19 protein-coding genes are annotated in these 25,879 nt (G+C 69.7%); 9 read left to right on the top strand and 10 right to left on the bottom strand.

Annotated elements, in window-relative coordinates:
* The first annotated feature begins 1 nt into the window (after position 1).
* Both ACVGV2_RS11990 and ACVGV2_RS11985 read left to right on the top strand, forming a co-directional pair.
* Positions 2-922 (top strand): sugar phosphate isomerase/epimerase family protein, encoded by a 921-nt coding sequence (locus ACVGV2_RS11990; RefSeq protein WP_459162459.1) that lies wholly within the window; start codon positions 2-4, stop codon positions 920-922.
* A gap of 16 nt (positions 923-938) precedes the next feature.
* Positions 939-1,739 (top strand): sugar phosphate isomerase/epimerase family protein, encoded by an 801-nt coding sequence (locus ACVGV2_RS11985; protein WP_459162458.1) that lies wholly within the window; start codon positions 939-941, stop codon positions 1,737-1,739.
* Between the two features lie 120 nt (positions 1,740-1,859).
* Here the strand turns inward: ACVGV2_RS11985 and ACVGV2_RS11980 are convergent, their stop codons facing one another.
* Both ACVGV2_RS11980 and ACVGV2_RS11975 read right to left on the bottom strand, forming a co-directional pair.
* Entirely contained in the window at positions 1,860-2,480 is a 621-nt protein-coding gene (locus tag ACVGV2_RS11980) for a protein-L-isoaspartate(D-aspartate) O-methyltransferase (protein ID WP_459162457.1), read from the bottom strand.
* A gap of 180 nt (positions 2,481-2,660) precedes the next feature.
* Entirely contained in the window at positions 2,661-4,067 is a 1,407-nt protein-coding gene (locus ACVGV2_RS11975; RefSeq protein WP_459162456.1) for a sugar porter family MFS transporter, read from the bottom strand.
* A 460-nt stretch (positions 4,068-4,527) separates the two neighbouring features.
* Between ACVGV2_RS11975 and fdh the strand changes: the two genes are divergently transcribed.
* The 6 genes from fdh to xdhC all read left to right on the top strand — a co-directional run bounded on the left by fdh (position 4,528) and on the right by xdhC (position 15,354).
* Positions 4,528-7,830 carry a formate dehydrogenase gene (gene fdh, locus ACVGV2_RS11970; RefSeq protein WP_459162455.1) on the top strand — a complete coding sequence of 1,101 codons (3,303 nt, stop codon included), beginning with the start codon at positions 4,528-4,530 and terminating at the stop codon, positions 7,828-7,830.
* Positions 7,831-7,916: 86 nt separating this feature from the next.
* Positions 7,917-8,852: a 4Fe-4S dicluster domain-containing protein gene (locus tag ACVGV2_RS11965; RefSeq protein WP_459165967.1), complete on the top strand. Its 936-nt coding sequence runs from the start codon at positions 7,917-7,919 to the stop codon at positions 8,850-8,852.
* Positions 8,849-9,823, top strand: coding sequence for an NrfD/PsrC family molybdoenzyme membrane anchor subunit (nrfD, locus tag ACVGV2_RS11960; protein WP_459162454.1), 975 nt, complete (start codon positions 8,849-8,851; stop codon positions 9,821-9,823). The genes ACVGV2_RS11965 and nrfD overlap by 4 nt, the downstream gene beginning before the upstream one ends.
* Positions 9,824-10,629: 806 nt before the next feature.
* Entirely contained in the window at positions 10,630-12,078 is a 1,449-nt protein-coding gene (locus ACVGV2_RS11955) for a xanthine dehydrogenase small subunit (RefSeq protein WP_459162453.1), read from the top strand.
* On the top strand, positions 12,075-14,522 hold the full coding sequence (gene xdhB / locus ACVGV2_RS11950) for a xanthine dehydrogenase molybdopterin binding subunit (protein WP_459162452.1): 2,448 nt from the start codon (positions 12,075-12,077) through the stop codon (positions 14,520-14,522). The genes ACVGV2_RS11955 and xdhB overlap by 4 nt, the downstream gene beginning before the upstream one ends.
* Positions 14,515-15,354 carry a xanthine dehydrogenase accessory protein XdhC gene (gene xdhC, locus ACVGV2_RS11945; protein ID WP_459162451.1) on the top strand — a complete coding sequence of 280 codons (840 nt, stop codon included), beginning with the start codon at positions 14,515-14,517 and terminating at the stop codon, positions 15,352-15,354. Before xdhB ends, xdhC begins: the two co-directional genes overlap by 8 nt.
* Positions 15,355-15,641: 287 nt before the next feature.
* On the opposite strand, the gene ACVGV2_RS11940 is transcribed toward xdhC, so the two are convergent.
* From ACVGV2_RS11940 to ACVGV2_RS11920, 5 genes are all read right to left on the bottom strand, one after another.
* Positions 15,642-16,622, bottom strand: coding sequence for an electron transfer flavoprotein subunit alpha/FixB family protein (locus tag ACVGV2_RS11940; protein ID WP_459162450.1), 981 nt, complete (start codon positions 16,620-16,622; stop codon positions 15,642-15,644).
* 3 nt (positions 16,623-16,625) lie between these two features.
* Positions 16,626-17,390 carry an electron transfer flavoprotein subunit beta/FixA family protein gene (locus ACVGV2_RS11935; protein ID WP_459162449.1) on the bottom strand — a complete coding sequence of 255 codons (765 nt, stop codon included), beginning with the start codon at positions 17,388-17,390 and terminating at the stop codon, positions 16,626-16,628.
* 11 nt (positions 17,391-17,401) lie between these two features.
* Complete coding sequence (locus ACVGV2_RS11930) at positions 17,402-19,918, bottom strand: GcvT family protein (protein ID WP_459162448.1); 2,517 nt, start codon at positions 19,916-19,918, stop codon at positions 17,402-17,404.
* A 37-nt stretch (positions 19,919-19,955) separates the two neighbouring features.
* The gene (locus tag ACVGV2_RS11925) at positions 19,956-20,669 is read right to left on the bottom strand and encodes a GntR family transcriptional regulator (protein WP_459162447.1); all 714 of its coding nucleotides are present in this window, start codon (positions 20,667-20,669) and stop codon (positions 19,956-19,958) included.
* Between the two features lie 143 nt (positions 20,670-20,812).
* On the bottom strand, positions 20,813-21,337 hold the full coding sequence (locus ACVGV2_RS11920; protein WP_459162446.1) for a hypothetical protein: 525 nt from the start codon (positions 21,335-21,337) through the stop codon (positions 20,813-20,815).
* Positions 21,338-21,568: 231 nt separating this feature from the next.
* Between ACVGV2_RS11920 and ACVGV2_RS11915 the strand changes: the two genes are divergently transcribed.
* Entirely contained in the window at positions 21,569-22,438 is an 870-nt protein-coding gene (locus ACVGV2_RS11915) for a Rossmann-fold NAD(P)-binding domain-containing protein (RefSeq protein ID WP_459162445.1), read from the top strand.
* Between the two features lie 136 nt (positions 22,439-22,574).
* On the opposite strand, the gene ACVGV2_RS11910 is transcribed toward ACVGV2_RS11915, so the two are convergent.
* Genes ACVGV2_RS11910 through ACVGV2_RS11900 form a run of 3 tightly spaced genes read right to left on the bottom strand, consistent with a single transcriptional unit; the run spans position 22,575 to position 25,877 of the window.
* Positions 22,575-23,579 (bottom strand): DUF5914 domain-containing protein, encoded by a 1,005-nt coding sequence (locus ACVGV2_RS11910; protein WP_459162444.1) that lies wholly within the window; start codon positions 23,577-23,579, stop codon positions 22,575-22,577.
* Positions 23,572-25,137: an FAD-dependent oxidoreductase gene (locus ACVGV2_RS11905; protein WP_459162443.1), complete on the bottom strand. Its 1,566-nt coding sequence runs from the start codon at positions 25,135-25,137 to the stop codon at positions 23,572-23,574. The genes ACVGV2_RS11910 and ACVGV2_RS11905 overlap by 8 nt, the downstream gene beginning before the upstream one ends.
* Positions 25,134-25,877 carry a class I SAM-dependent methyltransferase gene (locus ACVGV2_RS11900; RefSeq protein ID WP_459162442.1) on the bottom strand — a complete coding sequence of 248 codons (744 nt, stop codon included), beginning with the start codon at positions 25,875-25,877 and terminating at the stop codon, positions 25,134-25,136. Before ACVGV2_RS11900 ends, ACVGV2_RS11905 begins: the two co-directional genes overlap by 4 nt.
* Positions 25,878-25,879 lie beyond the last annotated feature (2 nt).

The following is a 25,879-nucleotide window of genomic DNA, read 5'->3' as shown; positions in this document are numbered from 1 at the left end:
CATGCAACTCGGAATGCTCACAGCATGCCTGCCCCAGTGGACACTCCACCAGATCGCGGAGTGGGCCGAAAACTCGGGATATGAGGCCCTGGAAGCCGCCTGCTGGCCCAGCACCGGGGGCCGCGAGTTCGAAGCCAGCCACCTGCCGGTCGCCGACTTCGGCCCACAACGCGCGGACGACACGCTCGCCCTGTTCGAGCAGCACTCGCTGAACCTGTCCGCGCTGGCCTACTACGAGAACAACCTGCACCCGGATCCCGGCCGCCGCGAGGAAATCCACGCCCACCTGCGACGCACCATCGACGCCGCGCAGGCCCTCGGCGTGGGCTACGTCGGCACGTTCATCGGTCGCGATTGGACGAAACCGGTCGCCGAGAACCTCGCCGAAGCCGAGACGGTGTTTCGGGAACTGGTGGATTACGCCGGCCAGCGCGACGTCGCGCTCATCATCGAGAACTGCGTGATGGAGGGCTGGCACCCCGACGGCTATCCGGGCAATCTCGCCTACTCCCCGGAGTTGTGGGAGTGGATGTTCTCCCTGGGCCTGTACCTGAACTGGGACCCCTCGCACCTGACGTGGATCGGCATCGACCCCGTCGAGACCATCGCGCCGTACGCGGACCGGATCGTGCACGCCCAAGCCAAGGACGTCGAGCTCGACCCGGCAGCACGGCAGCGGTACGGGTTCTTCGGCAAAGTACGCAAGGACGAGGACCCGTGGGACATGGGCTGGTGGCGCTACCGCGTTCCCGGCCTGGGCCAGGTCGACTGGCCCCGCGTCGTCGACCGGCTCTACGAGCACGGCTTCACCGGCACGCTGTCCGTCGAGCACGAGGACCCCGTGTGGAGCGGGGACGCCGAGCGCGTCACCCGGGGACTGACCATCGCGCACCGCACGCTGCGTCCGCTCATCCTCAGCTGAGCCCAGGAGATCTCCCATGGCCCGCACCGCACCGCTTTCCGTTCAGCTCTACAGCCTCCGCGAGCAGCTCGCCGCCAATCAGAACGCTACCTTGCAGCGCTTGGCGCAGCTCGGCTTCCGCTACGTCGAACCCTTCGGCCTCGGTTCACCGGAGAAGTCCTACACCGAACGCCTCATCGCGGTCCGATCCCTGCGCAAGGGACTCGACGCCGCCGGCCTGACCGTCTCCGCCGTGCACGCCGCCGTCCCGCCCAGCATCACGGAGCTGGCCGAGGAATGCGCCATGCTCGGAACCCGCACGGCCATCATTCCGCACCCGAAGCTCGTCCCGGGCTTCGACGCCGACACCTTCACCGACCCCGACCGCGTCGACGCCTTCGCCGACACGATCACCGGGCTGGCGCAGCACGGCGCCACTCACGGACTGCAGCTCGGTTACCACAACCACTGGTTCGAATGGGCCGCGTTGCCGGACGGCACCCCGGGATGGGAGCGCTTCTGGCGCCGCGCGGGCGAGAACGTCCTCGCCGAGGTCGACCTCTACTGGGCAGCCACAGCCGGGGCCGATCCCGCAGCGGTTCTGGCGCAACTCGGAACGCGCGTCGTCTCCGTGCATCTCAAGGACGGGCCGGCACGAACAGATCAGCCGCAGACACCGCTGGGGACGGGCGAGGCGAATCCCGTCCCCGCACTGGAACAAACCGGGTCGAGCTGGTGGCACGTCACCGAGATCGACACGACTGAGCACGACCCGTACGAGTTGCTCGACACCAACGCCCGGTACCTCGTGGCCTCGGGCCTGTCCCGCTGGTCCTGACGTGTGCGTCGCCTACGGCGCGGGCCATTTCCTCGACGAGCGGGCCGGTTTCGTCAACGGGCAGGTCCTCCGCTACGCCTGCGGTGGTCTCACGGCCGGGGCAGCTCCTGTTCGAGCGGGTTATCCGTCGGTCACCAGGGGCACGAAGCTTGCTGGTGAGAGGTGTTCCCGTTGGCCGCGGCGGACGCGGACGAGCTCGCCCACCCCGCCGGTGCCGACGGGGCAGACGAGGGCGCCGTCATCGGCGAGTTGGGTGGTCAAGGCCGTGGGCACGTCCTCGACCATGGCAGTCACCGAGATCCCCTCGAAGGGGGCGCGGTCGGGCGCACCGCGGCTCCCGTCGCCGTGGCGGACCTCGACGTTGTCGTAACCGAGCTCGGCGAGCACCTGCCGGGCTCGGTCGACCAGGACGCGGTGGCGTTCGATGGTGACGACCCGCCGGGCGCAGCGGGACAGGACAGCCGCTGCGTACCCGCTGCCCGTACCGATCTCGAGGACGTTCTCGCCGCCTGCCAGTTCCAGCCCCGCGGTCATCATGGCGACGATGTCAGGGGCCGAGATCGTCTGCTCGGCACCGATCGGCAGCGGCCGCTCGCTGTAGGCCTGGCCGGCGTGCTCGCCGGAGACGAACCGTTCCCGGGGGACGGTCGCCATCGCCTCGAGCACCTGCCGGTCGCCGATCCCGGCGCCGCGCAGGCGCTCGACCATCTCGTTCCGGGAAACGCTCCGGCTCGGTGCCATGACCACCTCCACCACTCGCCGTGCCAACAAGGGGTCGAATCAGGTGGCCAGCGTAGCGACGCCCAGCGCGCTCTCGCATCCAAGGGACCGCCACGCCGCCCGGCAGCTGCTCCAGCACGGACGCAGCAGCTCGCTGAAGCGCGGAAGGCGCAACCCAACTCGGGGCGGCCCGCACCCGGTTCAGCTCGCGGTGGCAGTCGTGCCCTCGTCGTCGTGCAGGCTCTCCAAGCTGCGGCCCTTGGTCTCCGGCAGCGCCCGCCGGGTGAACCACAGCCCCAGTGCCGAGGTGGCCGCGAAGAACGCGAACATCGCCGTGGCCCCGAACGTGCTGAGCAGCGCAGGAAAGATCAGCGACAGCAGCATGTTGAACAGCCAGTTGAAGATGATGCACACCCCCACGGCGGTGCCGCGCGCTCGCAGCGGGAACAACTCCGGCAGCACCACCCACTGCACCGGCCCCCACGACATCGCGTAGGTGCCGACGTAGACCGCGAGGCTGATCAACGTGGCGATCGTGAGCAGCGTTCCGCTCTGCCCGCCTGCCAGTTGGGCGGCGGCCAGTCCGAGCATGCCGATCACCATGCCGATGCTGCCCACCGTCAGCAGCGGACGTCGTCCGGACCTGTCGATGAACCACAGCGCAGGCAACGTCATCAGCAGGTTCACCAGGCCCACGCCGACGTTGGCCACGATCGCCCCGGAAGCGCCGAACCCGATGGAGGTCAGCAACGTCGGGGCGTAGTAGATGATGGTGTTGATCCCCATCCAGTTCTGGAAGAACACCATCACCATGCCGAGAACGGTGCTGCGCCGCAACGACGGTGCCACCAGCTCGCGCAGCCGCACCTGCCGCTGCTCGGCCTCGGCGCGGTTGGTGCGCTGTATTTCGTCCAGCTCGTGCTCGGCCGTCCGGGCGTCCGGCCGCAACCGCCGGAGCACGGTGCGTGCGGCGTCCACGCGGCCGTGCTTGACGAGCCACCGCGGGCTTTCCGGCTGGAAAGCGATGCCCGCGCCGAGCAGCACTGCCGGCACCGCGCCGAGGCCGAGCATCCAGCGCCACGCGCCCGCGTCGGACAGGACGTAGTCGACGAGGTAGGCCACGAGTATGCCGGTGGTCACCAAGATCTGCATCAGCGACGTCAGCCGCCCGCGCATGTGCGCCGGGGCGAGCTCGGTGAGGTACAGCGGCACCACCGCGGAGACCACGCCCACACCGATTCCGATCACGAACCGCCCCGCGATCAGCGCGGGGGCGGATCCGGCGACCGTGGCCGCGAGCGTGCCGACCACGAACACCGCGGCCGACACCAGGATCAGGCGTCGCCGTCCCCATCGGTCGGACAGCCGCCCGGCCACGCCGGCACCGAGCATGCAGCCCACCAACAACCCGCTGACGACCATCCCCTGCGTCAGCGGCGACAGCGGGATGTCGCGCTTGATGAACAGCAGCGCCCCGGAGATCACGCCGGTGTCATAACCCCACAAGATCCCGCCGAGCGCGCCGAACACCCACACCAACGCGTTGCGGACACGCGCCGAGCGGGGCGACTGCCCCGGACCGGCGTCGACCGCAGCATTCGTCGCCATCACGAACACTCCTGAACGGATTGACCTCAATGTGCTCTTCTGTTCACTGCGACCAGCACGGCGCAGGAATCCTGCACAGTTGATCGCTCGGTGCGGCCGCCGCTCCCCGGGGAGCTGACTGCTGGCAGCGCCCTGAGTGGCAGCTCACACCGGTATCCTTGCTAACACTCGAGTCGTGACGGGTCGTTCCCGGGTGAACATCGGTCACAACTGACTGCACAGATGAGCAATCAGTGCGCACTTTCGAGACGAACAGAGCGAGGGCTTGCCGGGTGCCCCAGCGGTCGACCCAGCGGTATCGGGTCATCGCCGCCGGAGAGTCCTTGCCGCCTGCTGGCGCGAACCGCCCTTCCGCGGGGTTGCAGGTGGTGCAGCGCCAGCGACGGGTCTTCCCGGGTTGCGTGGCGCTGTTCAGGCCAGCACGATGACGGTGGAGCCGTGGCGTTTCGGGAGGTGGCCGATGGGCAATTGGTTCACGTCTTGGCCTCTCCTGCGTCAGCTCACCGGCCGCGACGCCTGGGGCAGGGGCGCAGCGGCGCAGTCCGAACACACCCGTCAGCTTTCGCCGAGGACGGAAAGCGCCGACCAGGTCACGCGATCGGTGTGCCCGTACTGCGCGGTCGGTTGTGGACAGTTGGTGTACTCGAAAGATGATCGGGTGACCCAGATCGAGGGCGATCCCGACAGCCCGATCTCACGCGGGCGGTTGTGCCCCAAGGGCGCCGCGAGCGAGCAACTGGTCAATTCGCCCACGCGGCAGCTCTCGGTCCGTTACCGGCGACCTCACGGCACCGAGTGGGAGGATCTCGATCTCGACACGGCCCTGGACATGATCGCGGAGCGGGTGATCGCCACTCGCGACGAGACCTGGGAGGAACGCGGCCCCTACGGGCGGCGTCGGCGTCGGACGATGGGCATCGCGAGCTTGGGAGGTGCGACCCTCGACAACGAGGAGAACTACCTCATGAAGAAGCTCTACACCGCCCTCGGCGCGGTCCAGGTCGAGAACCAGGCCCGCATTTGACACTCCTCCACGGTTCCCGGTCTGGGAACCTCCTTCGGCCGGGGAGGGGCCACGACCTTCCAGCAAGACCTGCAGAACTCCGACTGCATCATCATCGAGGGTTCGAACATGGCCGAGTGCCATCCCGTCGGGTTCCAGTGGGTCATGGAGGCCAAGGAGCGCGGTGCGACGGTCATCCACGTCGACCCGCGGTTCACCCGCACCTCCGCCCTCGCTGACATGCACCTTCCGCTGCGGGCGGGGACCGACATCGCCTTCCTCGGCGCGCTCGTCAACTACGTGCTGGAAGGCGACCGCGCCTTCCACGACTACCTCGTCGCCTACACCAACGCGGCGGCGATCGTGCGCGAGGAGTTCGCCGACACCGAGGACCTCGACGGGCTCTTCTCGGGATACGACCCCGACGACATGCACTACGACACGTCGAGCTGGCAGTACGAGGGGGCCGTGGCGGCACCCGCAGCGGGTAAGCGGCACAGAGCTGAGGACGTTGACGGGGAGGAGGGCGAGCAGCCGCAGGAGACCAGGGGGCACGCGCACAAGGCGAGCGCGCACGCCGAAAGCGTGGGTTCCGGCGGGCCGCCGATAGCGGGCAAGCCGGAGCTCGACGAGAGCCTGCAGCACCCGCGTTGCGTGTACCAGATCCTCAAACGCCACTTCGCGCGCTACACGCCCGAACTCGTCGAGCACACGTGCGGCATCTCCCGCGAGCAGTTCCACGCCGTGGCCGAGGCGCTGGTGGCCAACTCGGGGCGCGAGCGCACGAGCGCGTTCGTCTACTCGGTCGGATGGACCCAGCACACCGTGGGCGCGCAGTACATCCGCACCGCCTCGATCCTGCAGGCCCTGCTGGGCAACGTCGGAAGGCCGGGTGGCGGAATCCTCGCGCTGCGCGGACACGCGAGCATCCAGGGTTCCACCGACATCCCGACCTTGTTCAACCTGCTTCCGGGATACATCCCGATGCCCCACGCGGAGTTCCAGCAAGACCTGGCCGCCTTCGTCGAAGCCGACTCCGGCAGCACCGGCTTCTGGGGCAACATGCAGGACTACGTGGTGAGCCTGCTCAAAGCGTGGTGGGGTGAGCACGCGACGGCTGAGAACGACTTCTGCTTCGACTACCTGCCGCGGCTGACGGGGGACCACAGCAGTTACCAGACCGTGGCCGACCAGATCGAGGGCAAGGTCAGGGGTTACTTCCTCGTCGGCGAGAACCCGGCCGTGGGATCGGCCAACGCCAAGATGCAGCGGCTGGGAATGGCCAACCTCGACTGGCTCGTGGTGCGGGACCTGAACATGATCGAGTCGGCCACGTTCTGGAAGAACGGACCCGAGATCGAAACCGGTGAGTTGCGCACCGAGGAGATCGGCACCGAGGTCTTCTTCCTGCCGGCCGCCTCGCACACGGAGAAGGACGGCAGCTTCACCAACACGCAGCGGCTGCTGCAGTGGCACCACCAGGCCGTGCAACCGCAGGGGGACTGCCGCAGCGATCTGTGGTTCTACTACCACCTCGGACGTCGCATCCGGGAAAAGCTCGAACAGCGCCAGCACGAACGCACCGCCGAGCAGCGCGAACGGGACCTCCCGCTGCTGCAGCTGCGGTGGAACTACCCCGCGCGGGGGGACATCGCCGAGCCCGACGCCGAAGCGGTGCTGCGGGAGATCAGCGGCTGGGACGCCAACAACGACGCGTTGTCGTCGTACACCCAGCTCGAGGACGACGGCTCCACGGCCTGCGGGTGTTGGATCTACTGCGGGTCCTACGCCGACGAGGTGAACCAGACGGCGCGGCGCAAGCCCGGGCGGGAGCAGTCGTGGGTGGCACCGGAATGGGCCTGGGCGTGGCCGTTGAACCGGCGCATCCTGTACAACCGCGCCTCGGCCGACCCGCAGGGACGACCGTGGAGCGAGCGCAAGGCCTACGTCTGGTGGGACGAGGAGCAGGGTAGCTGGATCGGGCACGACAACCCGGATTTCGAGCGGAACAAGTCCCCGGACTACACCCCGCCGTCCGGGGCCCGGTCCGAGGACGCCATCGCCGGCACGGACCCGTTCATCATGCAGACCGACGGGCGCGCCTGGCTCTACGTGCCGAGCGGTCTTGCCGACGGGCCGATGCCCACGCACTACGAAGCGTTCGAGTCGCCCTTCGACAACCCGCTCTACGGGCAGCAGGCGAATCCGACCCGGGAGGAGATCCAGCACCGCAGCAACCCGTACCAACCCCACACCAACGCCTCGATCGAGGTCTTTCCGTACGTGTTCACCACCTACCGCCTCACCGAGCACCACACCGCGGGCGGGATGAGCCGCACCCTGCCCTACCTGTCGGAGCTGCAACCCGAGTTCTTCTGCGAGATCTCGCCGCGACTGGCCGCCGAGCGCGAGCTGGAACACCTCGGCTGGGCGACGATCGTGACCGCCCGCACCGCGGTGGAGGCGCGCGTGGTGGTCACCGACCGGATGCGGACGTTGACCGTGCACGGACGTCCAGTGGAACAGGTCGGCCTGCCTTACCACTGGGGTGCGAACGGGCTCAGCACCGGAGACGGAGCCAACGAGCTGCTGTCCGCGGTGCTGGATCCCAACGTGCACATCCAGGAGAGCAAGGCCGCGACCTGCGACATCCGCCCCGGGCGACGGCCGCGCGGGCCCGAGTTGCCCGCGTTCGTGGCCGACTACCGCCGTCGGGCGGGGATCGAACCGGAAACCGGAACCGAAGGGACCGCACCGTGACGGACGGGACGTACACGACCTACGAGCGCTCGGCCGGGCCGCTCGAGGACCCGGCCGAAGCAGGATACGAAGCCCCTCAGCCCCGGATGGGCTTCTTCACCGACACCAGCGTCTGCATCGGGTGCAAAGCCTGCGAGGTCGCCTGCAAGGAGTGGAACCTGGTTCCGGGCGACGTGCTCGACATGACCGGGATGTCCTACGACAACACCACCGAACTCGGGGCGAACAGTTGGCGGCACGTGGCCTTCATCGAGCAGAGCGTGCCGATCCACGAGGACGCCGACCTGCTCGGTTCGCTCTCCGCGGCGCGCAGCGCCGGTGCGGAAGAGGGCTCGCCCACACCGGCGAGTAGCACTGCGGAGGAGGTCGCGGGCACGCGCGGCGCCGACCTGGGCATGCCCGGCGTCGGCCCACCCGTCACGCCGGGCGCGCAAGGAGCTCTGCAAGGTGACCGCGAAGTGCGCTGGCTGATGTCCTCGGACGTGTGCAAGCACTGCACGCACGCCGCCTGCTTGGACGTCTGCCCGACGGGGTCGCTGTTCCGCACCGAGTACGGCACCGTCGTCGTGCAGGAGGACATCTGCAACGGCTGCGGCTACTGCGTGCCGGCCTGCCCGTACGGCGTCATCGACCAGCGTCCGGACGACGGCCGGGTGTTCAAGTGCACGCTGTGCTACGACCGGTTGTCCGACGGGCTCGAACCCGCCTGCGCCAAGGCGTGCCCGACCAACTCCATCCAGTACGGACCACTGGACGAACTGCGGGAGCGTGCCGCCGAACGGGTGCAGACGCTGCAGGAACGCGGCGTCACCGAGGCGCGTCTGTACGGCCACGATCCGACCGATGGTGTCGGTGGTGACGGGGCGTTCTTCCTGCTGCTCGACGAGCCCGAGGTGTACGGGCTGCCACCGGACCCGGTGGTCACGACGCGGGACCTGCCGTCGATGTGGGCGGCGGCCGGAGCTGCCGCAGCGGTCGCGACGGTGGGCGTGGCGCTCGCGTTCGCAGGGGGTCGCCGGTGAACGAGCGGAGCCCCGGCGGCGAACCTCGCCGCAAGTCCTCCCGGCAGGGGGAGCAGACCACTGTTCCGGATGCGCAGTTCGCGTCCTACTACGGACGTCCGGTGATCAAACCGCCGGTGTGGAAGGTGCCGGACGTGCCCGCCTACCTGTACCTGGGTGGCACGGCGGGTGCGTCCTCGCTGGTGGGCGAACTCGCCGCCTGGACGGGACGTTCCCGGCTGCGGCGGGTCGGGCGGATAGCCGCGAGCGCGGGGTCGCTGGCCAGCGTCGGAGCGCTGATCCACGATCTCGGCCGCCCCGAGCGGTTCCTCAACATGCTCCGCGTGTTCAAACCGACCTCCCCGTTGAGCGTCGGCTCGTGGATCCTGGCTCCGTTCTCGGGGCTCACCGCGGCGACAGCGGCCAGCGAGGTCACGGGGCTGCTGCCGGTGCTGGGCCGGGTCAGCGGAGCGGCCGGTTGCGTGCTGGCACCCGCGATGCTCACGTACACGGCGGTCCTGCTCGCCGACACCGCCGTGCCCGCCTGGCACGAAGGCCATCGCGAATTGCCGTTCGTCTTCGCGGGCAGCGCACTGACCAGCGGGGCGGCGGTGGCCCTGGTGGCCGTCCCGGTCGGCGAGGCCGGCCCGGCCCGCAGGTTGGCCGCTGGCGGAGCTGGACTGGAGATCGCCGCGGAAGCGGTGCTGGAAAAGCGCATCGGGCTGGCCGGTCAGGCCTATCAGCACGGCCGGGCGGGAAAGCTGATGCGCATCGCGCGGACGTGCACCGCGCTCGGTGGCATCGCCGCGGCCTTCGCCGGGCGCAGCCGCTCGCTGTCGGCGCTGGCCGGCCTGAGCCTCACCGCCGGTGCCGTGTGCACCCGGTTCGGAGCGTTCGAGGCGGGTATGGCCTCGGCGCGCGATCCGCAGTACACCGTCGCCCCGCAACGGGAACGACTGGCGAAACGCGCCTCGGAAAGCAGTTCCCAGTAGACCGAAGCGCCGCTGCGCGACGTTCGGGATCGATCGCGGGTAATCGCCCGCATTCGCCAGCGTTCGAGTCGGCACTGGGCGAGCGAGGATCTCCGCGCACACCAGAGCCAGCAGTCCGCAGAGGACGACCAGCGGCAAGACGAAACCCCCGTTCCAACCGAACTGGCCAGCGCAACGGGCGAGTTGTGGGCCGCGATGATCCAGCAACGCCGATGTGATGCGGCAAGCGTCACTCGGCACGTGGACAGGCGGAACCCACCGCACGCTCGGTGCGTCCAGAGGAAGATGCGAATCACGAAGTCAGGCGAGTATCGCGCACGCGGGAGGAACACGCGGGAATAGGCTGCACGATTTCGCTACGAACCGGCCACATTCGGTTGTGCGAGCACACTCTAGCAACCCGCCGTGGGTTCGGCAATGCAGCTCGCCCGATCGGCTCGCACCGTCGGTCGCCCGGCCCTTGAAAAGCCCCTTCGACGAGCGTCTACGGTGACAACGTCGCTCAACCGCGCGCACTCGGCCCGCTCGGTTGTGCGAAATTCCCAGGATGGCGGGGAGAGCGCCGCTGAGCACTGACTGCCTCTGCCGCGGCCAACCCGGAGTATTTCGTAATATGAAACCTAGGTTTCGCATGGTGCTTCCGTTCGCGGTGACCAAGTTGTACGGTCGATCGTCAGACAGGGGGCGGCCGCGTGGACGACCAGCCGCCCCGGTGCGCCGATCAGCCGTGCGCGCGGCAGTGCGACGGCGAACGCCTGTGACGGCGAAAACCGGTGGCAGGAACGAACGTCCCGATGGAGTATGTGATGGTGACTCCCGAAGTGAACGTCAACGGCCGAGCCCGGTCGATCGCGAACGTGCCGATCCACACGACGGTGCTGGAATTCCTGCGCGGACTGGGGCTCACCGGCTGCAAGGAAGGCTGCGCCGAGGGCGAGTGCGGCGCGTGCTCGGTGCTGGTGGCCCGGCCCGGAGTCACCGTCCCGACCGAATGGGTCGCCCTCAACGCGTGCCTGGTGCCGATCGCCGCGCTGGACGGTCAGGAGGTCGTCACTTCCGAAGGACTTGGGACACCGGACAACCCGCACGTCGTCCAGCACGAGATGGCCGTGCGGGGCGGGTCGCAGTGCGGCTACTGCACACCGGGGTTCATCTGCAGCATGGCGGCCGAGTACTACCGCCCGGACCGCGCGCCGGAGCCCGAGGAATTCGAGCGCTCCGGCGACGAGGAGTGCGGACCGAACGGGTTCGACCTCCACGCGCTGAGCGGGAACCTCTGCCGCTGCACGGGTTACCGCCCCATCCGCGACGCCGCGTTCGCCGTCGGGAATCCATCCACTGAGGACAGTTTGGCGGCTCGCCGCGACGCAGCCCCTCCCGATCCGGTCGCCACGGAGCACACTCAGGACGGTCGTACGTTCGTCCGCCCGCCGACGCTGGCTGACGCGCTGCGTCGACTGCGCGAACACCCCGACGCGACGATCCTCGCCGGCTGCACCGACCGCGGCGTCGAGATCAACCTGCGCGGTGTCCGCCCGGAGCACGTCATCGCCATCGACCGGATCCCCGAACTGCGGGGGCTGGCCGTCGAGGCGGACGAGATCGAACTCGGCGCCGCGCTGACGCTCACCGAGATCGAGCGCCGGCTCGACGGTTCCGTTGCGCTGCTGGCCCAGCTCTTCCCGCAGTTCGCCTCCCGGTTGATCCGCAACGGGGCGACCCTGGGAGGCAACCTCGGCACCGGTTCCCCGATCGGCGACAGCCCACCGGTGTTGCTGGCGCTGCAAGCCCGGTTGGTCCTCGCGGACGCCGACGGTGAACGGGAAGTTCCGCTGGCCGACTACTTCACCGGGTACCGGCAGAGCGTTCGGCGCCCGGACGAGCTGATCCGCGCGATCCGGATCGCGCGGCCCCGCTCCGGCACGGCCGCCTTCTACAAGATCGCGAAGCGGCGTTTCGACGACATCTCCAGCATCGCGGTCGCCTTCTCGCTCGAGCTCGACGACGGACACGTGCGCAAGGCGCGCATCGGTCTCGGGGGTGTTGCGGCCACACCGGTTCGGGCGCTGGACACCGAAGCCGCGCTGGAGGGCAGGCCGTGGACGGCCGAGACGGTGCGCGCTGCGGCGCAGGTGTTGCAACGAGAGGGCACGCCGATGGACGACCACCGGGCGAGTTCGTCGTACCGATCGGCGATGCTCGGCCAGAGCCTGATGAAACTGCACGCGGAGAACTCGCAGGAGGTGCCGGCATGAGCGCACTGTCGGAGCGACCGGACAAACCCTCCGTCGGTATTGCCGTCTCGCACGAGAGCGCGGCGCAACACGTCACCGGCACCGCCCTCTACACCGACGACCTCGTCCACCGCACCAAGGACGTGCTGCACGCCCACCCCGTGCAAGCTCCGCACGCCCATGCCGAGATCACCGCGCTGCGCACCGAACCGGCGATGGCCGTGCCCGGTGTGGTCAAGGTGCTCACCGCCGCCGACGTGCCAGGCGTCAACGACGCCGGCGTGGCGGGCGACGAACCGCTGTTCCCGAGCGAGATCATGTTCCACGGGCACGCGGTGTGCTGGGTGCTGGCCGAGACGCTCGAAGCCGCACGGCAGGGCGCGGACGCCGTCGAGGTCGAGGTGGAACAGCTGCCCGCGTTGGTGACGGTGACCGAAGCGATCGAGGCGGACAGCTTCCAGGGCGCACAACCCCGGTTGCTGCGCGGCGACGTCGAGGACGGGTTCGCCGGCCCCACCCGCGTTTACAGCGGTGAGTTCGAGTTCTCCGGGCAGGAGCACTTCTACCTGGAAACGCAGGCGGCGCTGGCCTACGTCGACGAGAGCGGGCAGATCTTCGTCCAGAGCAGCACCCAACACCCCACGGAAACCCAGGAGATCGTCGCGCACGTCCTCGACAAGCACAGCCACGAGGTCACCGCGCAGTGCCTGCGGATGGGCGGCGGCTTCGGCGGCAAGGAAATGCAGCCGCACGGACTGGCTGCGGTGGCGGCGCTCGGCGCGAGCATCACCGACCGCCCGGTGCGGCTGCGGCTGAACCGGACCCAGGACCTCACCATGACCGGCAAGCGCCACGGTTTCCACGCCCAGTGGCGCGTCGGCTTCGACGAACGCGGGCATGTGCGAGCTCTCGACATGATCCTGACCGCCGACGGCGGCTGGAGCATGGACCTGTCCGCACCCGTGCTGGCCAGGGCTCTGTGCCACGTGGACAATTCCTACTGGATTCCGAACGTGCGGGTGCACGGGCGGATCGCGAAGACCAACAAGCAGTCGAACACCGCCTTCCGCGGATTCGGTGGGCCCCAGGGGATGCTGGCGTTCGAGGACATCCTCGGACGGTGCGCGCCGCTGCTCGGCCTCGATCCGATGGAACTGCGCCGCCGCAACTTCTACCGCGAGGGACACACCACGCCGTACGGGCAACCCGTCCGACACCCGGAGCGGCTCGCCGAGGTCTGGGACCAGGTCATCGACAACGGCGATGTCCAGGCCCGCCAGCGCGAGATCGCGGCGTTCAACGCCGCGCACGAGCACACCAAGCGCGGTCTCGCGGTGACCCCGGTGAAGTTCGGCATCTCGTTCAACCTGACCGCCTTCAACCAAGCCGGTGCGCTCGTGCACGTCTACAAGGACGGTTCGGTGCTGATCAACCACGGCGGTACGGAGATGGGGCAGGGCCTGCACACCAAGATGCTGCAGGTCGCGGCCACCACGTTCGGCATCCCCCTGCACAAGGTGCGTTTGGCGCCGACGCGCACCGACAAGGTGCCGAACACCTCGGCGACGGCGGCCAGCAGCGGCGCCGATCTCAACGGTGGCGCGGTGAAGAACGCCTGCGAACAGATCCGCGAGCGGTTGCTCGTGGTTGCTGCGAGCCGCTTGGGCTGCAACCCGACCGAGGTGCGCATCGTCGACGGCGTCGCCCGGGCGCTCGGCGGCAGCGAGACCGTGGGCTGGGACGACCTGATCCGCTCGGCGTACGTGCAGCGCGTGCAGCTGTTCGCGGCCGGGTACTACCGCACCGAGGGGTTGCACTGGGACTCGGCGACTTTCCGGGGGTCGCCGTTCAAGTACTTCGCCTACGGCGCGGCAGCCGCTGAAGTGGAGGTCGACGGTTTCACCGGCGCGTACCGCACCCGTCGGGTCGACATCGTGCACGACGTCGGTGACAGCCTCTCACCGCTGGTCGACACGGGCCAGATCGAAGGTGGTTTCGTGCAGGGCGCGGGCTGGCTGACCCTGGAGGACCTGCGCTGGGACACCAGTGACGGCGGCAACCGCGGTCGGCTGCTCACGCAGGCCGCCAGCACGTACAAGCTGCCCAGCTTCTCGGAGATGCCAGCGGAGTTCAACGTGTCGTTGCTGGCCCACGCCGAGGAGGAGGGCGTGGTCTACGGATCCAAAGCGGTCGGGGAACCTCCGCTGATGCTGGCGTTCTCCGTGCGCGAGGCGCTGCGCCAGGCCGCGGCGGCCTTCGGCCCTGCTGGCGCCAGCGTGCACCTGGCAGGCCCGGCGACCCCGGAGGCGGTGTACTGGAGCATCGAGCAGGCACGGGGACAGCTGGCGCTCGATCGCACGGCCGAAGGCGACGCGGGAAGCTGCCGAGACCGCGCCGAGCCGGAACAACCGTCGGCGCCCGCAGCGGAGCGCGGCGAGCCGAGCCAGGCGGTGAGCGGTGTCTGACGAGAACTGGATCGCGGCCGTGTCGCGGCTGCGCGCCGCGCGCGAGCCTTCCGTGCTGATGACGGTCGTCAACGTCCGCGGTCACGCACCGCGCGACGCCGGCGCGAAGATGGTGGTCACTCGCACGGACGTGTTCGGCTCGATCGGTGGTGGCAACGTCGAGGCGGTCGCCGTCGAGCGTGCCCGCGAACTGCTGGCATCCTCGGGTGCGGCGCCGCAGCTGCACACGTCCAAGCTGTCCGACAAGGCGGCGTACCAGCACGGCGTGCAGTGCTGCGGGGGAGAGGTCACCGTGCTGCTCGAGCCGCTGCCGGTGGTACCCGCCGTCGCGATATTCGGGTTCGGGCACGTCGGGTTCGAACTGGCCCGCATCCTCGCCCGCCACGACATCGAGCTGCACGTGATCGACACGCGCGCCGAGCAGCTCTCCGACGAACGGTTGGCTTCGCTGAGGGGCTCGGCCGCTCAGGTGCACGCGCACCACCTGCCGGTGCTGCCCGAGGTCGCGCTCGGCGAACTCCCCCGGGGCACCCACGTGCTCGTCATGACGCACGATCACGCGGAGGACGCCGCGCTGTGCGACGCGATGCTTCGCGAGGGAGAGTTCGGCTCCATCGGTCTGATCGGTTCGGCGAGCAAGTGGGCGCGTTTCCAACGTCGGCTCGCCGAAGAGGGCGGACACGACGCCGAGACGATCTCCCGCATCAAGACCCCCATCGGACTGCCCGAGGTCACCGGCAAGGACCCCGCGACGATCGCGGTGAGCGTCGCTGCCGAGCTGCTGCGCACGTTCGAGCGCGAACGCTCCGAGGCACCGGTCGAGGCGCAGTGAGCATCCACCGCGGCAGTCTTCGAGGGCGGCAACGGCACGCTGCGTCGGATCGCGACCCGGTTGCTCGCAGTTCGTGGGACGACTGCGGTCGCAATCCAGCGGCGGGTGCAGCTCGTCGGGATCGACCGGTCAGCTGGGCGAGCTCGTGGCAGCGGTCGCGGTCGTGGTTCAGGGCGACGAATCCGCGTTCGCCGCCCTGAAATTCGTCGTGTGGTTTTCGACGGATCGAATTTCACCCCGGATTCGACGAGGAGCCGCCGCTTTCAACGAAACTTCCGCGATGGGCTTCAGGCGGCTCCCTGGGTCTGCTTGTGCGCGCGGGCCCGTTCGAGCACCGCGGGCAGGACGTCGTGCACGTCGCCGATGACCGCGTAGTCCGCCCGCGTGACCAGGGGAGCCTCGGGGTCGGTGTTGACCGCGAGGATGGTCTTGGCACCCATGCAGCCCACCCAGTGCTGGCTGGCGCCGCTGATGCCGCACGCGATGTAGAGGTCGGCGGAGATCTTCGTACCCGTGAGCCCGACCTGGTCGCTGTGCGGTCGCCACCCGCTGTTCGTGGCAACTCGGGAACACCCCACGGCGCCGCCGAGCAGCCCGGCCAGCTCCTCCAGGTCCGAGAAGCCCTCGGTGCTACCGACACCGCGCCCGCCGGAGACGACCACCCGGGCCGTGGCGAGCGAGACACCGGAACCGCGGGCAGTGCGGTCGACGAGCTTGCTGTGGACGAGGCCGTCACTGCGTTCGGGAACGAACGTCTCGAGGGCGACGTCGCCGGGCACGGCCACCTCGGCCGGCTCGACGCAGCCGGGAGCGAGGCTGACGAACTTGACCGCGCCGGACAGCTCGGCGTCCTCGAGCAGCATGCCACCACCGCGGACCCGCGTCAGGCTCCACAGCTGACCCGCTTCCACCGCGATGCAGTTGCTGGCGAACGCCTCGCCCGCGCGTGCGGCTGCGTGGGCCACGATCTCGTTGCCCCACTCGCTCGCGGGGGCGAGGACACCGGTGATTCCGGCGCGGTCGACCAGTTCCGCGAGCGCGGCGCCCCGGCATTCGGGCGAGCACTCCTCGGCGAACGGCCCTTCGATCTGGTGCAGCGTGCGGGCTCCGTGCGCGGACAGCGTGCTCGTGAAGTCACCACCCGCGCCGAAAGTGGCGGCGTGCACGGGAACGTCCAGTTTCGTCGCCATCTCGCGGGCGAGGGTGAGCGTCTCGCGCGAAGCGTCGGAAACGGCTCCGGCTTCGTCTTCGACGAGGACGAGCAGCATGGCTCACACCATTCCTTTCTGGGCGAGGAGGTCGACGACGGAGTCGGCGGCGTCGGCTCCGTACCCGAGGACGACGGTTTCCTGCTCCTTCTCCGGGGGGTGGCGCAGCCGTACCGTGCGCAGGCCGCCCTGGGGCACCTCCGGCTGCAGCGTGCGCAGGGGTGCCTTCTTCGCCTTGAGCCTGCCCTGCACGCTGGGGTAGCGCGGAAGGTTGAGGCCCTCCTTGACGGCGACCACCGCCGGCAGCGGCGCCTGGTAGATCTCGAGCCCGTCGGAGCTCTCCCGACGCAGGGAGACGTGCGCGCCCTCGTCGGCGATCTCGATGCCCTTGATGCCGCCGACCACGGGACGCCCGAGCGCGCACGCGACCCGGATGCCGACCTGGTAGTTGCCCGCGTCGGCCGACTCGTTGCCGAAGAGAACGAGGTCGAACGGGCCGTCGTCGGATTCCAGGGTCTGGATCGTCTCCGTCAACGCCGCCGCCGTGGCCTCCGGATCCTGCTGGGTCTGCTCGACGTGCACGGCTGCGCCTGCCCCCATGGACAGCGCGTAGCGCAGTTGCTCTGCGACCTCGGGCGGTCCCGCGCTGAGCACGGTGACCTGGCCGCCGCGCTCGGCGACGAGCCGCACGGCCTCTTCCACGGCGCACTCCTCGTGGGGACCGATGGTGAAGCCGAGGTGGCGGGTGTCGATGTCCAGACCGTCCTCGGTCAGCGACGGTTTGCCGCCGGGTGCGGGCACCCGCTTGATGCAGACGAGTATCTTCATGGCCGCTCCTCCTAGGACTTCATCCGTTCGTCGTCGGGATCGAACAGCGGGGTGCGCCCGGCTCGCGCGACAGTGACCGGGTAGCGCTCTGCCATGTACTCGACGAGCAGCTCGGTGCCCTCCTCCGCGTACGCAGCGGGCAGGTAGCTCATGAGCAGGTATTCGCCGAGCGAGGGGGCTGAGCCGGCGCTGGTGACGTAGCTGCCCCGGCCCTTGTTGTCGACGACCCGTTCGCCGTTAGCGGTCAGGATCGGCGAGTTCGCCTGCGGATACCGGCGCACTCCCGCGGAGTCGGTGTGGCGGTCCATTTTCAGCGTGCACAACGTGGCGCCGGGTCCTTCCTCCCTGGCCCTGAGGTAGGGTTCCTTGCCGTTGAAATCGGGCGATTTCACCTTCGGCAGGGCCAAACCCGCTTCCACGGGGTTGTACTCGCCCTCGAGTTCGGCACCCATGAGCCGGTAGCCCTTCTCCAACCGTCCCGTCGTGCCGTACACGCCGATGCCGGCGGGCACGATGCCGTGCGGCCGGCCCGCTTCGAACAGCGTGTCCCACAACTTCAGTCCCTGCTCGAACGGGGCGTGCAGTTCCCATCCGAGGTCGCCGACGTAGGAGATCTTGAGGGCGAGGGTGGGCACTCCGTCCACATCGATGTGTTGCGCCGTGCCGAAGGGGAACGCTTCAGCCGAGACGTCGTCCTCGGTGACGGCGGAGAGCACGTCGCGCGCGTGCGGTCCCCAGAGACCGATGGTGCACACCGCCGAGGTCATGTCGGTGAACACGACGGAGCCGTCCGCGGGCAGGTGGTCGGTGAACCACTTCTTGTCGCGCGCACCGTCGGCACCACCGGCGATGATGCGGAAGGTGTCCGTGTCCAGGCGGACGATCGTCAGGTCGCTGCGGAAGCCGCCGGCGTGGTCCAGGATCGGCGTGTAGATGATCCTGCCGACGTCCTTGTCGACCTGGGCCATCGCCATGCGCTGCAGGTAGTCGACGGCGCCCGGTCCGGACACGTCGAACTGCGCGAACGCGGTCAGGTCGATCATGGCCACGCGCTCGCGCATGGCGAGGTGCTCGGCGTTGATGATCGGCGACCACCAGCGGGCGTCCCACTCGTGCGGGCGGTCGCTGATGCGGTCGGAGTACTCCTCGAGCAGCGGCCTGTTCGACTCGTACCAGTGCGGCCGTTCCCAACCCCCGACTTCGAAGAACTTGGCCGAGAGCTCGACCTCGCGGGAGTGGAACGGGGAGAGCCGCTGGTCGCGGTTGGACTCCCACTGCTCGTTGGGGTGCACGATCCCGTAGATCTTGATGAATCCTTCGTCAGCGCGCGCCCGGACGTGCGTCGGGGTGCGCTGGTTCGGGTAGAACCGGGCGATGTCCGCGCCGTGCATGTCGATCTCGGTGCTGCCGCTGGTCATCCACTCGGCGAGCAACCTGCCGACACCGGGGCCTTCCTTGATCCAGACGGAGGCCGCCGACCACAGGCCCTTCACCTCCGGTGTCTCACCCAGCAGCGGACCGCCGTCGGGTGTCATCGACAGCAGGCCGTTGATGGAGTGCCGGATCCCCGCCCCGGGGGCGTTCAGGACGCCGGGGAACAGCTCGAGGGCGTCCTCCATCTGCGGGTCGAAGTCCTCCTGGGTGAACGGCAGCTGGGTGGGTGAGAGCTGCGCGGCCTCGTAGGAGGGGATGTCGTCGGGCTCGTGCAGGATCGCCCGGTGCGCGTAGGAGCCGATCTCGAGGTCGGCGCCGCTCTGCCGCTCGTACATGAGCGGGTCCATGTCGCGCACGATCGGATAGGCGATCTCGGAGCGGGTCTCGGCGAGCTCCGGGATGGGGCCGACGTCGATCAGCTGGTGCACGAGCGGGGTGAGCGGGATCCGGGCGCCGGCCATCCTGGCGATGCGCGGGCTCCACACTCCACATGCGACGACGATCGTGTCGGTCTCGACGTCGCCGCGGTCGGTGCGGACCTTCGAAACCCTGCCGTGCTGCTTGTCGATGCCGGTGACTTCGGTGTTGGCCGAGACGGTCAGCGCTCCGAGCTCCTGGGCGTGCTCGCGCATGAGCGCCCCGGTCTGCAGCGGGTCGACCACTGCCGCCGAGGGGCTCCAGAAGCCGAGCTTGACGATGCTCGAGTCGAGGAAGGGCACGAGTTCGGCCACTTTCTCGGGGCTGATGAGCTCGGAGTCGATGCCCCACGCCTTCGCCGAGGCCATACGGCGTTTGAGTTCCTCGACGCGCGCGTCGTTGCGGGCGAGCTCGATGCCGCCCGAAGTGGTCAGCGTGCCCAGCTTCTCGTACTGGTGCATCGAGTCCACGGTGATCGCGGTGATCTCCTTGGAGTGGTCGACGGGGAAGATGAAGTTGGACGCGTGGCCGGTCGAGCCCCCGGGGTCGGGCAGGGGCCCCTTGTCCAGCAGCACGATGTTGCTCCAGCCGGCTTGCGCGAGGTGGTAGGCAACTGAGTTGCCCACGATTCCCGCGCCGATGACAACGGCGTCGGCTCCGTCCGGCAGGGTGTTCATGGCGACTCCAATCGGGTTGTCGTGCCTGTCGGCCGTGCTAGAGCACCGCCCGTATTTCCTGTTCGAACGCGGTGACGTGATCGCGCAGGATCTGCTGCGCCGCCGCGGCGTCGCCCTTGGCCACGGCGGTGAGCAGGTCGCGGTGGCTGTCCAGGGCGTGCCCGAATCGGTCGAGGCGATGGAGCACGAGGAACCACATCCGCAGGCTGTGCACGTAGTACTCGTCGAGCGTTGCGATGAGGTAGGTGTTGTGCGTCGCTCGGTGCACGACGCGGTGGATGAGCAGGTCCAGTTGGATCAGCTCTCGGTGGCCGGAGTGGACTGAGCGCGTCTCGAGCGCTTCCAGGACACCGGTGATGGTGTCGCGGTCGTCGTCGGTGGATCGCGTCGCCGCGAGGTAACCGGCGTGGGATTCGAGTTCGGCGCGCACTTCGCTGATGGCGCTGAGCGCGCCGAGGTCGAGCTGGGTGGCGAACGTCCCTCGACGAGCCACGATCTGCACGAGCCGGTCATCGGCGAGTTTGCGCAGTGCCTCGCGCAGGGGCGTTCGGCCGACCGCGAGTTCCTCCTGCAGGACCCGCTCGTTGATCGTCGCCCCCGGCGGGATCTGCAGGGTGATCAGCCGGTCCCGGAGCAGGTAGTACGCCTTCTCGCTGAGGCTGCTCACCTGGTGCGTGCCCGGTTCGAGCGTGACCAGGTCGGGCAGCTGGTGGCCGCCCAACCCGGAAGAGGCACCTGTGAATTCGGTCACAGGTGTATAGTAGGTATATCACGCGCAATACGCAACGCGTTGCTTCATCCAAAACGGTGTTGTTGGCCCGATGGTGTGCGCGGGCCCCGCACGGCTTTGATCCCGGAGCGGCTCCGCTGACCGACAGCGGCCCGACCGGCCGATCAGGCTGGAGAGCTGAAAGAGCAGTGGCGCTCCTGGTCCGCTGCGACGACCGGCAGCGCGGCCTCTCCCACCGGTGTGGGGCGGCCCGGTGCTTCGAGCGCGGCCCGGTCGGTTTCGGGCGCGGAGGGCAGGATGGGCGCCGTGACGATCTCGGTGGCCACGCCGGCTTGTTCCGCCAGAACGCTGCAGTAGGCGGATGCGTAGGCGCGCCGCACCAGCAGCGAGTTCACCTTCTCCGCGGCTTCCGGCGCCGGTCGCAATTCCTTCGCGGTGACGAACACGGGGGTGATCACTCGGGCACCCTGGTACCGACCGCGGCCGGTGAGGTACAGCCACGTCGCCACCGGCGACTCGAGCGGCTCCACCTGCACGTGCACCGTGCCGGCACGGCCCAGTTGCCAGCTCGTGCAGCGCTGGGCGAGTTCGCGGGCCGACCACCGGCCAGCTGCCTCGGCAGCGGTGACGAGTTCGTGCCACTCGTCGCGAAGTCCCAGCATCGCCGTGTCGTAGTCGTGGTGTTTCATCGTTTCCCGCTCTTTCCCGCAGGAAGAACCGGCGCCGGCCATGCCGGGACGTCTCGCAGCGCCAAGCAGCGGCCGCCGCACAGGTTCTTCGGAACTGCACTGCACGCGGCTCGCTGCTCAACCGGCGCTGCCCGGGGAGTGCCCCGCACGACACGGGGCCAAACGTCCCGGGGCGCTGCGCGTGCCGAGGTGGGGTGCACCGGGCGATCCGGAACCCGTCATCATCGAGTCGTGGACCAGCTGAACACGCACACCTCCGCGCACGCCCCGACCGCCGTGCTCGCCGGCTGCGGTGATCTCGGTGGCAGGATCGGCGTGCGACTCGCCCCGCTCGGATACCGAGTGCTGGGACTGCGGCGAACACCCGCGCGCTTGCCCGCGGGAATCGAGGGCCAGGCGGTGGACCTGCGCGAGCAGCAGCCGCAGCTGCCCGGTGACACGAACTTGGTGGTGGTGGCGCTGACGGCGGATTCGTACACCGCGCAGGGCTACCGGGAAACCTACGTCACGGGACTCGAAAGCGTGCTCGACGCCATCGACCGCGACGTGACCGTGCCGCCGCGCGTGCTGCTGGTCTCCTCCACCGCCGTGCACGGGGTCACCGACGGCAGCTGGGTCGACGAGCGCAGCGCCGCGTCGCCCGCTTCCGCCGCCGCTGGCGAGCTCCGCACTGCTGAGCAGCGGCTGCACGCCCGGCGTCCGGAGGCGGTCGTGCTGCGACTCGCCGGCCTCTACGGCCCGGGTCGAGGACGCTTGGTGACCAGCGTGCGCGACGGCACCGCCACGGTGCCGGCGACGCCGATGTTCACCAACCGGATCCACCGCGACGACGCGGCCGCAGCGGTCGTGCACCTGGCCACGCGCGTGGCCAACCCGGACCCGCTGTACATCGGAGCGGATCACGAGCCGGCGGAACGTGCCGCCGTGCTGCGGTTCGTGGCCGAGCGGCTGGGCGTTCCCGAACCCCCGGTCGCCCCCGAGCAGTCGGGACGCGGACGCGGCAAGCGCTGCCGCGGCGACCGGCTGCGACGGACCGGTTACACCTTCACCTACCCCACCTACCGCGAGGGTTACGGCGCCCTGATCGGAGAACACCTTTGAAAATCCCGTGCGGTGCGCGAGGTGGTCCCTCCACCCCGGACGTTTTCGAGGGCCACGAGAGCTCGAGGGCACCCTCCAGCGGTCGACCGGCTTCGAAACGCCGCGGCAGCGGGTAGTTCACGCGCCGGGCTCGTCGTCAGCGCGAGCGGAGCGCGTACCGGCGTTCGGCGTAGGCCAGGTCGTCGCGCCAGAGCCGGGCCGCGGTGCGCCGGATCAGCGGGCGCAGAGCGGGGGAGAGGGCGCGGGCCGCTGCGAAGCCGGGGCGGCCGGACTCGGCGACGACCGCCTCGATGACGGCCGTGCGGGCGCGCCCGTCGGGCGTTCGGCCCAGCGGTGTGGCGTGGGTTTCCACGACGCTGCCCGCGCCTTCTCCGCGCGTGATGCGCATGACCACCGTGCGGGGATCCGGACAGGTGAACTCGGCGAGCACGGGAACACCGAGGCCCGCGCCGACGCGGAACGTGACGGAGACGACGAACCGGTCGTCCTCCTCGTCGGTGTCGAACTCGTCCGGCGTGGACAGGACGTCCAGCTTGGTGAACGAGTACGGGTGGAACCACGCGCCGTGCCACGGGTCGAGCCGGTTCGCGATGATGTCGGAGGGTTCGCAGACGCCGGTCATGGTGGCAACCGCGTCCAACCGAGCTCCGGTGGGGCGGCACGGCACGACGGGTTCGGCCAGTGGTTCCTCGCCTTCGACGCTGTCCAGGCGCACCCAGGCGAGGACGCCGTCGTCGTGGCTGGGAAGCGTTCGCCAGCCCGACCGAGCCGGCCCCAGCCGCATCCCGTGCCACCGGCAGACCAGTTCCCCGCAGTCCACGGTGGCCTGCGCCAACGGTGCCCCGAGATGCGGGCAGGCCCCCGGCCCCACCAGGAGCCGTCGGTGCTCGTCCCGCCAGGCGACCAGCTCCGTGCCGGCGACGGTGATCCCGAACGGGCGGTCGCTGCGGATCTGCCTGCTCGCACCCAGCACGTACCAGTTGCCGGAGGGGCGGGCCTCGGCGCGCTTGCGGGCGGCCTCGATCAGCGCCGGCTTGGCGGCGCGGTAGGTGGGCTCCTGCGCGCTCCAGCGGGTGCGCGGGATGGGCTGCAGCGGCCAACGCGTCGGCCACACCCGCGACGTGCGGTTGGTCTCATCCATCGCCTGACATCGCCTTTCCGCTTCCGATGAGTCCGCTGCCGAGGAGGTGGCGCAGCACCGTGGACCGCCCGTCGGTCGGCACCGAGAACAGCTCGTGCCCCGCGAGACCCCACTCGGCGAGCAGGCAGTTGGCCGCGTGCAGCCCCGTGCTGGCGGCGCGCTCCATCAGCGCCACCGGCAGGTCGATGCGAATGCCGTCGCCGGCGAGCACCAAACCCGCGAAGGGACTGCGCACCCGGGGGCGCGCGGCGAAATCGCCGATGCCGAACAGCGGGCAGTCCGCCCACCACTGCACCGAGTCGCCCACCACGCGGCTCCGCGCCGTTTCCGGGTAGACCTGGTGCATCCTGTCCAGCAACCGCTCGGACAGCTCCCGCACCCCGCTGGCCTCCGAGGCCGCGTAGGCGTGCAACTCGACCACCGAGCCGCCGTGCTCCCGGCACCAGCGCGCGGCCGTGCCCTCGTAGCGCTCCAGCACGCTGATGTTGTCCAGCGGGGCGAGGCCTCCGGTGCCCAGGAACGCGGGACGGTGCGCGGCGACCGGCCGGTCGAGCCACAGTCGGCGCACCAGGAACGGGGGAGCACGGCGCAGCGCACGCACGCGGTCCCGCCACGAGGGGTCGTCCAGGTCGGGCGAATCGGCGACGATCCGTTGCAGCCCCGCCACGTCGGTGGCGAGAACGACCGCGTCGGCCCGCGTCTCGCCCGCGTCGTGGTGCACGAGGAACCCGTCGTCCGTCCTCTCCACGCCGTGCACCGAGTTGCCGGTGTGCACGGCCGCACCCAGGCGGACGAGGTGGCGGTGCAGCGGGGACCACAGGCTCGTGCCGAAGTCGTCGGTGGGCACGTCGAAGATGAGCCCTTCGGAGGAGCCGAGGAAGTACAGGTGGAACATCGTCGCGAGCTCGGCGGCCGACAGCGCCGTCGGTGACGCGAAGAAGCTGCGGGCGAAGACCTCGAACGCCAGGTGGCGCGCGGCGTCCGGGAAGTTGATGCGGCGCAGGAAGGTGTCCGCGTCGACGTGGTCGAGCTGCTCGTAGATCCGCGGCACGGACACCGCCGCCAGTGGCGAGGCCGCTCTGGCGTTGAGCCCGAGCAGGTCGCCGGGGCTGAAGGTCGGGCTGCGGAGCGCGAACGTCAAGGCGTTCCACGGAGGCGTGCGCGGCAGGTCGCGGAACGTGTCGATCCTGCCGTGAGCGTCCAGCAGCGGGTAGTCGGCCACCGGGCTCAGCCGGTCGAGCCAGGGATCGGTCCGCCGCAGCAGGGCGCGCAGGTTGTAGTACTGCCGGAAGAAGGCGTGGAAACCCCTGCTCATGTTGACGTGCGCGCCGCCGGGAAGCTGCTCGGGCCAGCTCGCCACCCGTCCGCCGAGTTGGGCTTCGCGCTCGTGGAGCTCGACGGTGACGCCGCGCTCGGCCAGCCCGGTGGCCGCGGCGAGCCCGGCGATGCCCCCGCCGACCACGACGGCGCGCCTGGGCTCGCCGAGCGCGTTGGTATCGGTTGCACCCGCGGGGGCGCGGTGCCGAACGAACCTCGGGTCGGTTCCCGGTCGGATCACGTGGAACCCCCTGTTCGAGGTGCGCTCGCGAGGAAGGTGTGCACGACACCCCGCTGCCAACCGGTCATGGTCTCGCTGTGCACCCCGGTGAAACCGGCTCGCAGCAGCCTGCGCCGGAAGCGCGCCGCTCCGTCGAAGGTGGCGACGCTGCGCCAGAGGTGGCGGTAGAGCGCGGAGCTGCCGCTGGCGATGAGGCCGGCGGGGATGATGACGCCCCAGCACACCGCGTGCCACGTGATCCGGGCCAGCACCGAATCGCGCACCGAGTACTCGTGCACGGCCAGGGGCGATCCCGGACGCAGCAGCGCGGCGAGCGCGCGCAGCTGCCGGTCCGGCTCGGCCAGGTTCCGGATCACGTAGGCAGCGAGCGCTCCGTCGAAGGGCCCGTCCACCGCGCCGGCGTTCAACGCCTCGACGCTGGTGTGCACGAACCGGACGGAATCGGGCCAGTGCTTGCTCCGCGCCACGGCCAGCATCCTCGCGGACGCGTCGACCGCGACGATCTCGGCCCGCGGTGCGACCGAGGCCAGCGCCGCCGTGGAGGCACCGGTCCCGCACCCCACGTCGAGCAGCCGCATCCCGGCACCGTCCTGCGGGATCCGGAGTCTGCGTGCCGACAGCCGCAGGTGCTCGTGGTAACCGGGGTTCATCCCGACCAGCCGGTCGTACGTCGCCGCGCCGACGTCGAAGGCGGCCGGTACGGCGGCCCGGTGCAGGCCGTTGTGCCCGACGGTGCTCACGG

The sequence above is a fragment of the Bounagaea algeriensis genome (assembly GCF_054491375.1).
This window is presented reverse-complemented; position numbering and strand designations above follow the sequence as displayed.

What these genes read in the sequence shown, in the direction of transcription:
- ACVGV2_RS11975 (WP_459162456.1), bottom strand. Translation starts at nt 4,067, where the DNA reads ATGGCGACGAATGCTGCGGTCGACGCCGGTCCGGGGCAGTCGCCCCGC.
- ACVGV2_RS11990 (WP_459162459.1), top strand. Translation starts at nt 2, where the DNA reads ATGCAACTCGGAATGCTCACAGCATGCCTGCCCCAGTGGACACTCCAC.
- ACVGV2_RS11985 (WP_459162458.1), top strand. Translation starts at nt 939, where the DNA reads ATGGCCCGCACCGCACCGCTTTCCGTTCAGCTCTACAGCCTCCGCGAG.
- ACVGV2_RS11940 (WP_459162450.1), bottom strand. Translation starts at nt 16,622, where the DNA reads ATGCTGCTCGTCCTCGTCGAAGACGAAGCCGGAGCCGTTTCCGACGCT.
- ACVGV2_RS11935 (WP_459162449.1), bottom strand. Translation starts at nt 17,390, where the DNA reads ATGAAGATACTCGTCTGCATCAAGCGGGTGCCCGCACCCGGCGGCAAA.
- ACVGV2_RS11955 (WP_459162453.1), top strand. Translation starts at nt 10,630, where the DNA reads ATGGTGACTCCCGAAGTGAACGTCAACGGCCGAGCCCGGTCGATCGCG.
- ACVGV2_RS11910 (WP_459162444.1), bottom strand. Translation starts at nt 23,579, where the DNA reads ATGGATGAGACCAACCGCACGTCGCGGGTGTGGCCGACGCGTTGGCCG.
- ACVGV2_RS11965 (WP_459165967.1), top strand. Translation starts at nt 7,917, where the DNA reads ATGGGCTTCTTCACCGACACCAGCGTCTGCATCGGGTGCAAAGCCTGC.
- ACVGV2_RS11980 (WP_459162457.1), bottom strand. Translation starts at nt 2,480, where the DNA reads ATGGCACCGAGCCGGAGCGTTTCCCGGAACGAGATGGTCGAGCGCCTG.
- xdhB (WP_459162452.1), top strand. Translation starts at nt 12,075, where the DNA reads ATGAGCGCACTGTCGGAGCGACCGGACAAACCCTCCGTCGGTATTGCC.
- ACVGV2_RS11920 (WP_459162446.1), bottom strand. Translation starts at nt 21,337, where the DNA reads ATGAAACACCACGACTACGACACGGCGATGCTGGGACTTCGCGACGAG.
- ACVGV2_RS11930 (WP_459162448.1), bottom strand. Translation starts at nt 19,918, where the DNA reads ATGAACACCCTGCCGGACGGAGCCGACGCCGTTGTCATCGGCGCGGGA.